Source organism: Candidatus Margulisiibacteriota bacterium (genome assembly GCA_041658645.1).
Taxonomy (GTDB): Bacteria; Margulisbacteria; WOR-1; order O2-12-FULL-45-9; family XYB2-FULL-48-7; genus JBAZZV01.
In genome coordinates this window covers 45,868-57,870 of the sequence record JBAZZV010000010.1, presented here as the reverse complement: position 1 = coordinate 57,870, position 12,003 = coordinate 45,868, and the positions used below count along the sequence as shown (strand labels likewise).

The following is a 12,003-nucleotide window of genomic DNA, read 5'->3' as shown; positions in this document are numbered from 1 at the left end:
AATAGCCAAGTTGTCGAACCGCCTAATTTACGCTATAATTTAAGCTCCGTGTCCGCCTTTGGCGGGAAGGGGGAGTGCAGTTACATGCCAAAAATCCATATTATTGACGTTACTAACCGGGACGGAGTGCAGACCTCGCGCATCGGCCTGGCTAAGCTGGAAAAAACCATCATCAATATGTACCTGAACGAAATGGGGATATTCCAATCTGAATTCGGTTTTCCTTTCACCCATCATGAGACCAATTACCTCAATGCCAACCTCGAGTTGGCCGCCCTGGGGGCGCTTGCCCCGATCCGCTTGGAAGGTTGGGCCCGGGCGCTCAAGAAGGATGTTGAGCTCTCTTTCAAGCTGACGCCCAAGATCAGGCATCTCAATCTTTCGATCTCGACCTCGAACATCATGCTCGAGAATAAATTCATGGGGAAGATGACGGAAGACACGATCATTTCCAGCATGACCGCCGCAGTCGACACCGCTTATAAACTGGGGGCCGAGACCGTCGGGGTCAACGCCGAAGACGCTTCCCGCACGGAGATCGATTATTTGGTCAAATACGGTCTGGCTGCCAAGGAACACGGGGCCAAGCGCTTGCGCTATTGCGACACCCTGGGCGCGGACGATCCGCAGACGATCTACGAACGGTTGAAGATATTGGCCGAGCAGATCAAGCTGCCGATCGAGCTCCACTGCCACAACGATATCGGGATGGCGGTCGCCTGCTCGGTCCTGGGGGCCAAAGGGGTGCTCGACGGCGGCCAGGATGCCTACATCAATACCACGGTCAACGGGGTTGGGGAGCGGGCCGGGAACGCCGATCTTCTCTCTGTGCTGCTGGCGCTTAAATACAGCAGCGGCCTGCGCGGTAAAAATCTGATGCCAGCCGAGATCAAGCTGGATAAGGCGTGGCAGATCGCCAATTACGCTTCCTACGCCTTCCGGATCCCGATCGCGGTCAACCAGGTCGGGGTCGGCGCCAACGCTTTCGCCCATGAGTCGGGGATCCATGCCGACGGGGCGCTGAAGGACCGCCGCAATTATGAGCTCTACGAATACGAAGAGCTAGGCCGCGGTGAACCGGAGCTGGTTGAGACCGGCCGGATGATCACCGTCGGGGAATACTCCGGCATTAAAGGTTTCCGCAACGTTTTCGGCAAGATCGAGGTTGAGTTCAAGGACGACCAGGAAGCGGAGCGGATACTCGAACTGGTCCGTTATGCTAATGTCCATACCCAGAAACCGTTGACCCGGGCGGAGCTCCTCTTCGTGGCGAAATACCCGGAGCAGGCCCGCCAGATCATGACCGTCACGCCATAGGAGAAAATCCGAATGTCCGAAATCAGAAATCCGAAAGTTGGGATCATCTGCGGTAGCCAGTCCGATCTCGGGCTTCTGGCCAAAACGGAAGCCCAGCTCAAGGAGTTTGGGATCGGCTATGAGGTCGTTGTCGCTTCCGCCCACCGCACCCCCCAGGCGGTCGAAAAGTTCGCCCGCGAAGCGGAAAACAATTATGACTTGATCATTGCGGCGGCCGGCATGTCGGCCGCTCTCCCCGGCGTAGTCGCCGCCCAGACTATCCTCCCGGTCATCGGCATTCCCGTTCATACCGAGGCCCTCTCCGGCCATGACGCTCTCTTTTCGATCGTCCAGATGCCGCCCGGCGTGCCGGTGGCGAGTGTGGCGATCGACGGGGCGAAGAACGCGGCCATCCTGGCGGCCGAGATCCTGGCGCTGAAGTATCCCGAGTTAAAAGAAAAGCTCAAAGCTTTCAAGCAAAGGATGGCGCAAGCTTAATGTTGAATATCATTGATCTGGCCATTGCCGGGTTGATCCTTTTTTATCTGCTCAAGAACGCCGGCGGGCTCCTCAAGACGGTCAAAAATATGCTGGTGGTCGTCGTCTCGCTTGTTATCCTGGTCATCATTGTCCGCTTGTTGCTCGACTCGTCGCTCATTTCCGGCGAAGCGCGCAAGATGCTGGCCAATTCTTATTTTGTTGCCGTCTCGACCAGCCTGGTCAAAAGCGTTTATCCGGCGGTCGAGGATAACGCCCCCAAGGTCAATTCCTTCATCAAGGAAAAGATTATTTCTGCTCCCACCCCGGAAGTTAAACCCCTTAAAATAGAAGCTCCTAAGATATCGATCCCTGAAAAAGAGCTCGAGAAATTATTGGAAGAAATTCCTAAGTCCCTGAAGAAAAAATGACGAAGTATCTAGTCCTGATCGGTGACGGCATGTCCGACCTGCCGCTCAAGGCACTCGGCGGAAAAACCCCTCTGGCGGCCGCCCGGACCCCCAACCTCGACTTCCTGGCCCAAAACGGCCTCTGCGGCTGGACTAACAATATCCCTCGCGGCTTAGAACCTGGTTCAGATGTTGCCGCCATGAGCATTTTTGGCAACGATCCGCAGAAATATTATTCCGGACGGGGTCCGTTGGAAGCGGCCAGCTTGGGAATCGAATTAAAGGCGGGCGAAGTAGCCTTTCGCTGCAATCTGGTCACGGTCGAGTACGGCCGGATGAAAGACTTTACCGCCCATCATATTGCGACGCCGGAGGCTCGCCGGATCCTGGCCAAACTCAACCGGGAGATCGGTTCCCGTGGGGTTAAATTCTATCCCGGGCTAAGCTACCGCAACCTGTTAGTGATGACCGACTCCGCCGCCGCGCCGCTGGAGAAGATCAAGACCGTCCCGCCGCACGATATCACCGGCCAAAAGATCAACGGTTATCTCCCTCAAGGGAAGGGGGCCGACCAGCTCCTTCGCCTGATGAACGAGAGCGAGGTCATCCTGCATGGCCTGACCAGCCGGGCGACGATGATCTGGCCGTGGGGGCAGGGGAAAAGGCCTGACTTGCTGTCGTTCCGGCGCCGTTTTGGCAAGAAGGCGGCGATCATTACTGCTGTCCATTTATTGAAAGGGTTGGGGAAGATCCTTGGGATGGAAGTGATCAATGTTCCCGGAGCGACCGGCTATCTTGACACCAATTACCGCGGCAAGGCCGCGGCCGCCCTGCAAGCACTCCGGCGCAATGATGTTGTCTTCGTCCACGTCGAAGCGCCGGATGAGGCCGGCCACGAAGGAAACGTCAAACATAAGATCCAGGCGATCGAGGATTTTGATAAATATGTTGTTGGCGCCATGCTGAAACACGTTACGCGCCGTGCCTGCCGGCAGGCAGGTAACGCGTTACGCGATACGCGAATATTGGTATTGCCCGACCATCCGACGCCGATCAAATACATGACCCACACCAGGGACGATGTCCCGTTCGTGATCTATCCCGCGCCGTTAGCCGCTGGCCGTCAGTTGATCAAAGGTTATTCAGAGCGAGAGATCGGCCGGTCTAAATTCCGCGTGGCTGCCGGGCATCATTTATTGGAGGTGTTGTTCCATGACCGTTGAGCTGAACTTCCGGCATTGGAGTTTTCCGGGCAAGATCATGTTTGGCTACCTGATCGGCGTTTTTATCCTGACCAGCGCTTTTTCCAGCAGTATTTTTCACATCAGTACCATTGTCAATGATTACAATAACCTGATGCGCGACAGCTGGCGCCAATTGAGTGCCTTGCAGAGCCTCCGCTCGGCCGGGCTCCAGGTCCGGCTCGACCTTGACCAGCGGCCGGCCCTGGCCCGGGTCGGTCTGATGCAGATGGGGAACTGGCTGGTCGATTACACACAGTTCCGGGCCGGGGGGATCCCGGAAGATTTTGTCGCGTTGGTCGGCGACTTTTACACTTTTCGCCAGTCAGCCCTTAAGCTGGTCAACCTCAAGGAGGGTAAGCTCGTCAGCGCCGAGAGTGGCGTGATCACGGCCGAATTTAGCCGCGATTATGGTGCCTTTATCGGCCGGGCTTATGTCGAGATCGAGAAAGGGAAGAGCAAGGTCGAGGTCGGTGAGGGGCGGTTCATCGAGCGGGTCAACTATATCCTCTTTCTTAACGTTGTCCTGGCGCCGCTCGGTTTTATTTTCCTCTATTTTTACGGCCTCTTCCTGGCCAATTATACCGGCTTGCGTTTCCAAAAATTTCTGGCCAGCCTGCGGAAGATCGTCGCCGGTAACAGCGGCGAACGGATCGATGATCGTTCCAGGGATGAGCTTGGCCAGATCGCGGTGGGGGTCGATCAACTGGCGGAGCGGCTGGAAAAAAGGTAAGATAGCGGCATGAGGATAGCGATAATCGGTTTGGGCCTGATCGGCGGTTCGATCGGTTTGGGTTTAAAGAGATCAGGCGTTCAAGACCTTAAAATAGTCGGCATCCCACGGCGAGAAGAAACACTGACAGCGGCCAAGGCCATGGGAGCGATCGATGAGGGCACCACTGACCACAGCAAAGGGGTGAGCGATGCCGACCTGGTCTTTATTTGCACCCCGCTGAACCTGATCCTGCCGGTCATCAACGAAATTTCCAAGAGCCTGAAAAAAGGCGCGATCGTAACCGACGTGGGCAGTTCAAAATACGAAATAGTCTCCGCGGCGGAAAAGGCGATGCCGAAAGGCGTTTTCTTTGTGGGCGGCCATCCGATGGCCGGGAAAGAAACGACCAAACTCGAAGCGGCTGAGGCCGAACTGTTCAGGAATAAGACCTGGGTCATTACAAAAACATCAAAAACGAGTCAAAAGGCCCTGGAAAAGATCAAACAGGTGGTTGGGTGGTTGGGTGGTTCGGTTTTGGAAATGGACACAAAAACTCATGATCTCGTTGTTGCGGGAATAAGCCACCTGCCGCTGGCCGTTGCCGCGGCACTGGTGAATTCGATCGCCGGCGAGCCGGAAAAAGAGTTGATGGCCAAAGCAGCGGCATCCGGCTTCCGTGACACGACCAGGATTGCTTCGGGCGATCCCATTCTTGGCGTCGATATGTTCACTACCAATAAAAAGGCTGTTCTGAAAATGATCGGCGCTTTTAAAAAAGCGCTGGCCGAGCTGGAAAGAGCGGTCAAAGAAGGCAACGGCGAAAAGATCCGCGAAGAACTGCTCAAAGCCAAAACTGCCCGCGATGCTATTTATGGTCAAAGCTGACTTCCGCCTCCCCGGCGATAAATCGATCTCCCACCGGGCGGTCATGCTGGGCGCCCTGGCCCGGGGTGAGACTGTTATCAGAAATTACTTGGCCAGCGCTGATTGCTTAGCGACCATTGACTGCTTTCGGAAGCTAGGCGTTGCCATTAATGTTACGGGGTCCGAGTTGCGAGTTATGGGGAAGGGGCTGCAAGGTTTAAGGCCGGCTAAAGAGGCCCTCGATGTCGGTAATTCCGGGACGACGATCAGGCTGATCTCCGGGATACTGGCCGGCCAGAGCTTTACTACGAAAATAACCGGCGACGCCTCGATCCAGCGCCGGCCGATGGGGCGGATCGCCAAACCGCTCCGGCTGATGAACGCGAGTATAGCCGGGGTAGAGCGCGACGGCGAGATCTACGCTCCGCTCCAGATCTTTGGCGGCAACCTCGAACCGATCTCTTACGAACTTCCCGTGGCCTCCGCGCAAGTCAAATCCGCGGTATTACTGGCCGGCCTGTTCGCGGGCGGCGAAACATCAGTTCTTGAAAAGAACCAGTCGCGTGACCATACAGAGCGGATGCTGGAACACTTTGGCGCAACTATACGAATCACGAACCACGAATCACGAATCACTGGTCAGAAAGAGTTTGACGGTGCCGAGGTTGACGTGCCGGGGGATATCTCTTCGGCCGCCTTCTTTATCGTCGCCGGCTTGATCCTTCCCGGGGCGGTCATTACTTTGCGGGAGGTTGGGGTCAATCCGACCCGCACCGGGATCATCGACGTTCTCCACCGGATGGGGGCTGATCTGGTGGTCGAGAACGAACGGATCATCTCCGGCGAACCGCGCGCCGACCTGGTAGTTCGGAGTTCGGAATTAAGAGCGGTGAAAATTGACGGGGAGATCATTCCGCGGCTGATCGACGAGATCCCGATCATCGCCGTGGCGGCCACCCAGGCGGTGGGGACGACCGAGATCCGCGGGGCGAAAGAGCTGCGGGTCAAAGAGAGCGACCGGATCAAGACGATAGCCTCAGAGCTGCGCAAGATGGGAGCCAAGATCGAAGAACTGGATGACGGGCTGAAAATAACGGGGCCGACCAAACTAACCGGAGCCAAGATCGAAAGCTACGGCGACCACCGCATTGCCATGTCGGCCGCCATTGCCGGCCTGATTACCGAGGGCAGGACGCGCGTGACCGATACCGCTTGTATCGAAACCTCTTTTCCCGGGTTTGAAGAGATTTTAGCTTCTCTTAACAAGTAAGATAACATTCTCGATGTGCGGGGTGTGGGGAAACATATCGAGGGGTTGGCTTTGCTTGATCTGATACCCGAACGCCGTTAATCCGGCAACATCGACTTGCTGGGTGGTCGGATTACAAGAGGCATAGACGATTTTCGGCGCCCCGATCTTCCCCAGCTCCTGGATCACCTTCTTATGTAAGCCGGGGCGGGGCGGATCAAGAATGACGATCTCTGGTTTTTTGCCGAGTGAAGCGATGACCGCTTCGACCCGGCCGGCCAGGGAGGTAAAGTTCTTCAAGCCGTTCAGCTCGGCGTTGGCCCGGGAGAGCGCAACCGCCGCTTCGTTCTCTTCCAGACCGATCACTTCCCGGGCGCGGTCGGCCAACGAGAGACCGATGCTTCCTGTCCCCGCGTAAAGGTCGAAGACCATTTCTCCTCCCTGCAACCCGGCAAAATCTTTAATAACTTGTAGCAGCCTTTCCGCCTGGCGGGTATTGGTTTGGAAAAACGATTGGACCGGGACCTTGAACTTGAGGTCGAGTAAAGATTCCAATAAATAGTCCTGGCCGAGCGTCGCCTGGAGGTCGCCGTAGGAGCGATCGGCCGGCGAGAGATTAACGCTCCAGGTGATCCCCTCAACATTCCCTTTTAATTCCTCCCAGAGTGTCTCCAGAGGGAACTCACCCAGGTTGGAGGTGATGACGTTCAGGACGGCGTTCTTGATGTTTAGCCCTTCGCGGATGACGACGTGGCGCAGGAGCCCCTGTCCGCGGTCGTACTCTTTTAGATCGTGGCGGACGCTGAATTGGCGCAGACGCGCCAACAGCTCGTTGCTCCGGGCCGAAGCTAAAAGACATCTGTCGAGATCGATAATGTTGTCCCGGTCGTCCTTCAGCCCGAGGGTATGCTCCGGACCAAAAGCATAATCCATCCGGTTGCGGTAGCCGTACTCGTCAGGCGAGGGGATGATCGGTTGGCAGTCACCGAAAAGCGTTTTGATCCGCGCTTCCTTGAACTGCAACTGCGTTTTGTATTTCAACCCTTGCCAGGGGCAGCCGCCACAACGGCCAAAGTAGGGACAGGGGGGAGTTTGGCGGTTCGGGGAGCCTTCGATCAGCTTGACCAGCCGGCCGGTTTTCTTGCGGCGGTTGATCAGGATAGCTTCGACTTCATCGCCGGGGTAAGCGAAGGAGACATGTAACCCTTCCGGCCCAACGCCCCGCCCTTTTTCGTCGAGTGTCAGTATCTTCATTCCTTTCCATTATACCTTAACCTGATCCCCCCCCCCCCCCCCCCCCCCCCCCCCGACTTTTGTCGTGACCCTTTTTGTTTTAATAGCTTGTCTGCTTTAGAAAAAATAGTTTCTGCCAATTCGATAATAAGATTTACTTCTTTTGGATCCCTATCTTCAAGAATCTTTATTAATTTATTTAGCGGGGGTTTGATAGGAACCTTTTGTTTTTCTTCAAAAAGCCGCGAAAGGGAGATGCCTAACGCTTTAGCTATTTTTGCCAGGCTTTTTAAACTAGGTTGTTTCTTCCCGGCTTCAATTTTAGCAATAAATGTATAATGTAGCCCAGTAAGCCCATCTAAATCTTCCTGGGTCAAGCCCCTTGCGTTTCTTAGCATTTTGATCTTTTTGCCAAGGCCGTTTAAAATTGCCATTTATTATTCCTCCTTCCAGGCTTACAGTCTAAGCCAATTGGGTATAAGAGAAGAATAGCCCATAGGTCAAAAACAACTTGACAAATGGGCTAAATGCCATATACTTCCTTAGTAGTAATGTAAATTACTGCCTGGCTCTTCGACCTGTCCGCTTAGAGTGCGGAGGTGGAAGCTCGGAAGGAAAGAGAAGTAAAAAAATGAACACACAATTACCGATGAGTGATCTCATCATAATGATGAGTGATAGATTAAATAGTCTGCCCCCCCCCCCCCCCCCCCCCCCCCCCCCCCCCACACACACACACACACGGAAAATAAAAATTCGCGGATTTCCGCGAGCTTCACCAAACTTAATTTTTCGGAAAAGCTAAGGTATGCCTTTATACAGCCTTGGTTTTTTCTTTATTTATGACTATAAAATCAACCCGGAAATTGGAAAATGAGAATGTTTAAGTGGTTGCGGAAACTTTTAGGCATTCTTGGCCTGTTAAAAACAGCCATAAAAGAAACAGAATCCCAAATTTATGATGATTATTGATTAAGGGAGTTCGGCAAGGGATAAGCCCTTGCCCTACATTATATTATAAACAAAAGGAGGTGAAAAAACATGGCAGTTGAAAAAGCAATTGGAAGTTCCAGCTTGGTAGAAGTCATCGATCGCATTCTCGATAAGGGCATCGTGATTGACGCGTGGGTAAGGATATCCTTAGTCGGGATCGAGCTTCTGGCGATTGAAGCCAGAGTTGTGGTCGCCGGTGTTGAGACATTCTTGAAATATGCTGAAGCAGTAGGCCTCACGGCAACCGCAGCAGCGTAAGTTTCTTGAAACTTATGGGAACGATTCTTGCTGAGGAATCCCGGAATAAGGCATTCTGCACCAGGAATCTTTCTTAAAATAATCGGAGGTAGAAATGGTTGACGGCGTATCAAATGTCGCGGAAAAGATGCAGTTCCTTGCTTGTGATGTTATTTCTTCTTATGAAGACCGCATCGCTTCGATAGAATGCATTTTTTCTGATACCCACCAAATGCTGGATGGTTTTCAAAAAGCCCTGCTTGAAACCCGGGAAGAAAGAGAATCGTTAAGCAAAGAACTCCGTGAGAAATTGGCCAAAACCGACTCCCTGCGGCATAAGGATTTTGATCAAATGATGCGGGGGATTTTGGAAGAGCAAAGCAATCGGGAAAAAGAGGTAAAGAAACTTTTGGAAGATTATCTGGCGGAGCAAAAGGCGGTTGCCGGGACATTAAAGGAAGGATTTGCGGATTTCAATAAACAATTAGTCGCCGGTGAGCAAATTCGGCTGGACGAGTTTAAGGCCAAGTTCTCTGAAATTAAAAAGCAGCAGCTGGCGCGGCAGGATCAAGTAACAAAAATGCTTAAGGGTTTCCAGGCCCAAGTTGCCGAATATCGTAAAGAAAATGAGGAGTTGGCGAAAGGAATAAGGGGGCTTTTAAGTAAAGGCGAAACCATAAGAATAAGAGACTTTAAAGCCATGCTCAAGGGCTTTCAGGAAGAAAGGATAGCCGCAGCCGGGTCCTGGCGCAGTTTATCTTTAACCATGGCGAAAAAGCGTGTCCTCCGAAGCCCGGCTTGTCCGCCGGAGCTCGAAGAGCGAAGGTGGAAGGGCGTAGGAGGAAAGGGGGTGATGACTGCCACAAAATAGCCTGCCGGCAGACAGGGATTCGAAAGTTTATGTCAAATAAGAGGAGGTAAGGGAAATGTCAATTGCACAAGAGATGAAAAGTTTAGCGGATAAAATTGTAGGCGATTATGATGCCAGAATAAGTGTTTTAGGGAATATTTTTTCAGATACCCATGATACCCTTAAGGGCTTTAACCGGGATCGGGTGAAAATGGGTGCGGAGCAAAGGAAAGATTTAAGTTCCTTTGTGGGTGATTTGGTGGATACAACCAGTGGCCTATTAAAGGGTTTTGCTGGCGACCACAGGAAGATGGCTACCGCACAGGCAAAGGATCTAGCCAAATTTGCTGAAGATTTAGTCAGCAATGTAAAGAGAATGCTTAAAGAACTTCAGAAGGAGCATAAGGAAATGGCTGAAGCTCTTGAAGAAGCATTGAAGACTGGAGAAACGAATAGGTTGAAAGATTTCAAGGCCATGTTATCTGGAATTCAGAAGAGAATAATGGAAATAGATAAAGAAGTAAGTAGTTATTTGGCTGAGGTTAAGGATGACATGACAGCGGCAAGCGGTGCCTGGCAGAAAATGGCGGAGCAGATGGAAAAAGCTAGGCATGGGGTTGCTATAAAAATTGAAAAAGGCAAACCCATTGCCGCGGGCATAGAAGTTAAGACAGTAGAAGAATCCGCTAAGCCAAAGAAAAAAGGTAAAAGAGGAAGACCGAGAAAGAGCTAAAAGGAGGGCAAGGTTATGCCGAAAATAAAATGTGCCTTTTGTAAAGGCACGGGCAAAGATCCTTTTGACCTTCTCTCGGAGTTGGCTAACTGCCAGGTTTGCGGTGACGCCGGGCAGGTTACGGTTGAAGAACCCTATGTAGACTGTGCATATTGCGGGGGAAGCGGGGTCCAACCCCAAACCCGCAATACCTGCATTGCCTGCCGGGGCAAGGGAGTAATTCCAGGTAAGCGCAGTGATAAAAAGTGTTCTGCCTGTAAGGGCACCGGACGCAATATAGGCAAAGGCGATCTTCCGTGTCTTGAGTGTCAGGGGACTGGGTTGGTAGGGAAATAGATTTTACGGACAACCACAAGGGTTGTCCCTACATTATCATGTAGGGACAGGGTTTATCCCTGTCCGAAAAAAAAGGAGGTAAAAAAATGTCCATCGATGAAATGACTACCGTTTTGGACCCAAAGTCGATGCCCGATTTTGTGGAGACAAAACAGGTGAAAGAATTGGCTGATCGGTCTATGGTTTATATAAAAGCGGGGTTTCCTATCCATTTTCGCGGGGGTGCGGGGACGGGTAAAACCACCCTGGCGATGCACATTGCCAGCAAAATCGGCCGGCCCGTGGTGCTTATTCATGGGGATGAAGAGTTTAAAACCTCTGATTTAGTGGGTGGTGAATACGGCTACCGGATCCGAAAAGTGGTGGATCGCTTTATCTCGCGTGTTTTGAAAGTGGAAGAAGATATGGTTAAGCGCTGGGTGGATAACCGCTTAACGGTGGCCTGTAAATACGGCTTTACATTAATATATGATGAGTTTACCCGCTCCCGTCCGGAAGCTAATAATATCTTGCTTTCTATTTTGCAGGAAAAGATAATGGATTTGCCGGTTGGTCGAGGAGGAGGAGAGTCCTATCTTCGGGTCGACCCGGAGTTTACCGCCATCTTTACCAGCAACCCTGAAGAATACGCCGGGGTACACCGCAGTCAGGATGCCCTGCGCGACCGCATGATTACTATGGATCTGGATCATTATGATGAAGAAACAGAGATAGATATTACTGCCGCTAAAGCAAAAATATCTAAGGATAAAGCCGGGGAAATTGTAGGGATTGTGCGAGCTCTGCGGGGATCCGGAAAATGCGAGTTTGCTCCCACCATTCGCGGCTGCATCATGATTGCTAAGAGTTTAAAGGTGCTTAATGGAACTCACGATGCCGATAAAGGGATCTTCCGGGAAATTTGCACTGACATCCTGGCGTCCGAGACCAGCCGCGTGGGTAGCAGAACCAATCAGGCTAAAGTCAGGAAACTTGTTAATGAGTTAATTAATAAGCATTACGAGGGGGTGAAAATATGAAAGAGCGGCGCAAAAACGGGGCCGTGAACATCGCCGGTCTTCATGGCCTGCGGACGCTGCATTCTACGGGCAGGCGTTCTATTCCTCGAGGCAATCAAGACTCGACTTTCCTGGATTTATATATGCTGGGAAAAGAGAGAGAACGACTCGAGAAAGAAAGTTCAATCGTTGAACGCCGCAAAACAATAATTCAGCGGCGCTTAGCTGACATAGAAAAGGAAAGCCGGAAACTACAGGCGGCCGAAGCGGGCCAACTTACCGCCGGCGGCAGGGCTAGGCGCAAAAGTCTGCCGGCCACAGGCGCCCCTCAAGGCGTCCCTAAATGGCAAAGAATGGCCCTACAATATTAG

14 protein-coding genes are annotated in these 12,003 nt (G+C 52.4%); 12 read left to right on the top strand and 2 right to left on the bottom strand.

From position 1 onward, the window contains the following. Positions 1 to 84: 84 nt before the first annotated feature. Genes WC903_08140 through aroA form a run of 7 tightly spaced genes read left to right on the top strand, consistent with a single transcriptional unit; the run spans position 85 to position 6,273 of the window. Entirely contained in the window at positions 85 to 1,317 is a 1,233-nt protein-coding gene (locus tag WC903_08140) for a homocitrate synthase (GenBank protein ID MFA5893911.1), read from the top strand. A 12-nt stretch (positions 1,318 to 1,329) separates the two neighbouring features. Then, entirely contained in the window at positions 1,330 to 1,794 is a 465-nt protein-coding gene (gene purE, locus WC903_08135) for a 5-(carboxyamino)imidazole ribonucleotide mutase (protein MFA5893910.1), read from the top strand. Beyond that, a complete protein-coding gene (locus WC903_08130) occupies positions 1,794 to 2,204 on the top strand; it encodes a hypothetical protein (GenBank protein MFA5893909.1) in 411 nt (136 codons plus the stop codon). Before purE ends, WC903_08130 begins: the two co-directional genes overlap by 1 nt. Then, entirely contained in the window at positions 2,201 to 3,406 is a 1,206-nt protein-coding gene (locus WC903_08125) for a cofactor-independent phosphoglycerate mutase (GenBank protein ID MFA5893908.1), read from the top strand. The genes WC903_08130 and WC903_08125 overlap by 4 nt, the downstream gene beginning before the upstream one ends. Further along, a complete protein-coding gene (locus WC903_08120) occupies positions 3,396 to 4,157 on the top strand; it encodes a HAMP domain-containing protein (GenBank protein MFA5893907.1) in 762 nt (253 codons plus the stop codon). The genes WC903_08125 and WC903_08120 overlap by 11 nt, the downstream gene beginning before the upstream one ends. A 9-nt stretch (positions 4,158 to 4,166) precedes the next feature. Next, positions 4,167 to 5,024, top strand: coding sequence for a prephenate dehydrogenase/arogenate dehydrogenase family protein (locus WC903_08115; GenBank protein ID MFA5893906.1), 858 nt, complete (start codon positions 4,167 to 4,169; stop codon positions 5,022 to 5,024). Then, complete coding sequence (aroA, locus tag WC903_08110) at positions 5,011 to 6,273, top strand: 3-phosphoshikimate 1-carboxyvinyltransferase (GenBank protein MFA5893905.1); 1,263 nt, start codon at positions 5,011 to 5,013, stop codon at positions 6,271 to 6,273. The genes WC903_08115 and aroA overlap by 14 nt, the downstream gene beginning before the upstream one ends. Here the strand turns inward: aroA and rlmD are convergent. Together rlmD and WC903_08100 are read right to left on the bottom strand one after the other, a co-directional pair. Next, the gene (gene rlmD, locus WC903_08105; GenBank protein MFA5893904.1) at positions 6,253 to 7,506 is read right to left on the bottom strand and encodes a 23S rRNA (uracil(1939)-C(5))-methyltransferase RlmD; all 1,254 of its coding nucleotides are present in this window, start codon (positions 7,504 to 7,506) and stop codon (positions 6,253 to 6,255) included. The genes aroA and rlmD overlap by 21 nt on opposite strands. Further along, positions 7,503 to 7,919 (bottom strand): helix-turn-helix transcriptional regulator, encoded by a 417-nt coding sequence (locus WC903_08100; GenBank protein MFA5893903.1) that lies wholly within the window; start codon positions 7,917 to 7,919, stop codon positions 7,503 to 7,505. The genes rlmD and WC903_08100 overlap by 4 nt, the downstream gene beginning before the upstream one ends. A gap of 607 nt (positions 7,920 to 8,526) precedes the next feature. Here WC903_08100 and gvpA point away from each other — a divergent pair. From gvpA to WC903_08075, 5 genes are all read left to right on the top strand, one after another. Then, positions 8,527 to 8,736, top strand: a complete 210-nt coding sequence (gvpA, locus tag WC903_08095) for a gas vesicle structural protein GvpA (protein MFA5893902.1) — start codon at positions 8,527 to 8,529, stop codon at positions 8,734 to 8,736. Between the two features lie 94 nt (positions 8,737 to 8,830). Beyond that, complete coding sequence (locus WC903_08090; GenBank protein ID MFA5893901.1) at positions 8,831 to 9,586, top strand: hypothetical protein; 756 nt, start codon at positions 8,831 to 8,833, stop codon at positions 9,584 to 9,586. A 55-nt stretch (positions 9,587 to 9,641) separates the two neighbouring features. Further along, positions 9,642 to 10,298: a hypothetical protein gene (locus WC903_08085; protein ID MFA5893900.1), complete on the top strand. Its 657-nt coding sequence runs from the start codon at positions 9,642 to 9,644 to the stop codon at positions 10,296 to 10,298. A 422-nt stretch (positions 10,299 to 10,720) separates the two neighbouring features. Then, a complete protein-coding gene (gene gvpN / locus WC903_08080; GenBank protein ID MFA5893899.1) occupies positions 10,721 to 11,653 on the top strand; it encodes a gas vesicle protein GvpN in 933 nt (310 codons plus the stop codon). Next, positions 11,650 to 12,003: a hypothetical protein gene (locus tag WC903_08075; protein ID MFA5893898.1), complete on the top strand. Its 354-nt coding sequence runs from the start codon at positions 11,650 to 11,652 to the stop codon at positions 12,001 to 12,003. The genes gvpN and WC903_08075 overlap by 4 nt, the downstream gene beginning before the upstream one ends.

Bases quoted from the DNA above. Each gene is read 5' to 3' on its own strand.
- WC903_08140 (MFA5893911.1), top strand. From the start codon at position 85: ATGCCAAAAATCCATATTATTGACGTTACTAACCGGGACGGAGTGCAG.
- purE (MFA5893910.1), top strand. From the start codon at position 1,330: ATGTCCGAAATCAGAAATCCGAAAGTTGGGATCATCTGCGGTAGCCAG.
- WC903_08130 (MFA5893909.1), top strand. From the start codon at position 1,794: ATGTTGAATATCATTGATCTGGCCATTGCCGGGTTGATCCTTTTTTAT.
- WC903_08125 (MFA5893908.1), top strand. From the start codon at position 2,201: ATGACGAAGTATCTAGTCCTGATCGGTGACGGCATGTCCGACCTGCCG.
- WC903_08120 (MFA5893907.1), top strand. From the start codon at position 3,396: ATGACCGTTGAGCTGAACTTCCGGCATTGGAGTTTTCCGGGCAAGATC.
- WC903_08115 (MFA5893906.1), top strand. From the start codon at position 4,167: ATGAGGATAGCGATAATCGGTTTGGGCCTGATCGGCGGTTCGATCGGT.
- aroA (MFA5893905.1), top strand. From the start codon at position 5,011: ATGGTCAAAGCTGACTTCCGCCTCCCCGGCGATAAATCGATCTCCCAC.
- rlmD (MFA5893904.1), bottom strand. From the start codon at position 7,506: ATGAAGATACTGACACTCGACGAAAAAGGGCGGGGCGTTGGGCCGGAA.
- WC903_08100 (MFA5893903.1), bottom strand. From the start codon at position 7,919: ATGGCAATTTTAAACGGCCTTGGCAAAAAGATCAAAATGCTAAGAAAC.
- gvpA (MFA5893902.1), top strand. From the start codon at position 8,527: ATGGCAGTTGAAAAAGCAATTGGAAGTTCCAGCTTGGTAGAAGTCATC.
- WC903_08090 (MFA5893901.1), top strand. From the start codon at position 8,831: ATGGTTGACGGCGTATCAAATGTCGCGGAAAAGATGCAGTTCCTTGCT.
- WC903_08085 (MFA5893900.1), top strand. From the start codon at position 9,642: ATGTCAATTGCACAAGAGATGAAAAGTTTAGCGGATAAAATTGTAGGC.
- gvpN (MFA5893899.1), top strand. From the start codon at position 10,721: ATGTCCATCGATGAAATGACTACCGTTTTGGACCCAAAGTCGATGCCC.
- WC903_08075 (MFA5893898.1), top strand. From the start codon at position 11,650: ATGAAAGAGCGGCGCAAAAACGGGGCCGTGAACATCGCCGGTCTTCAT.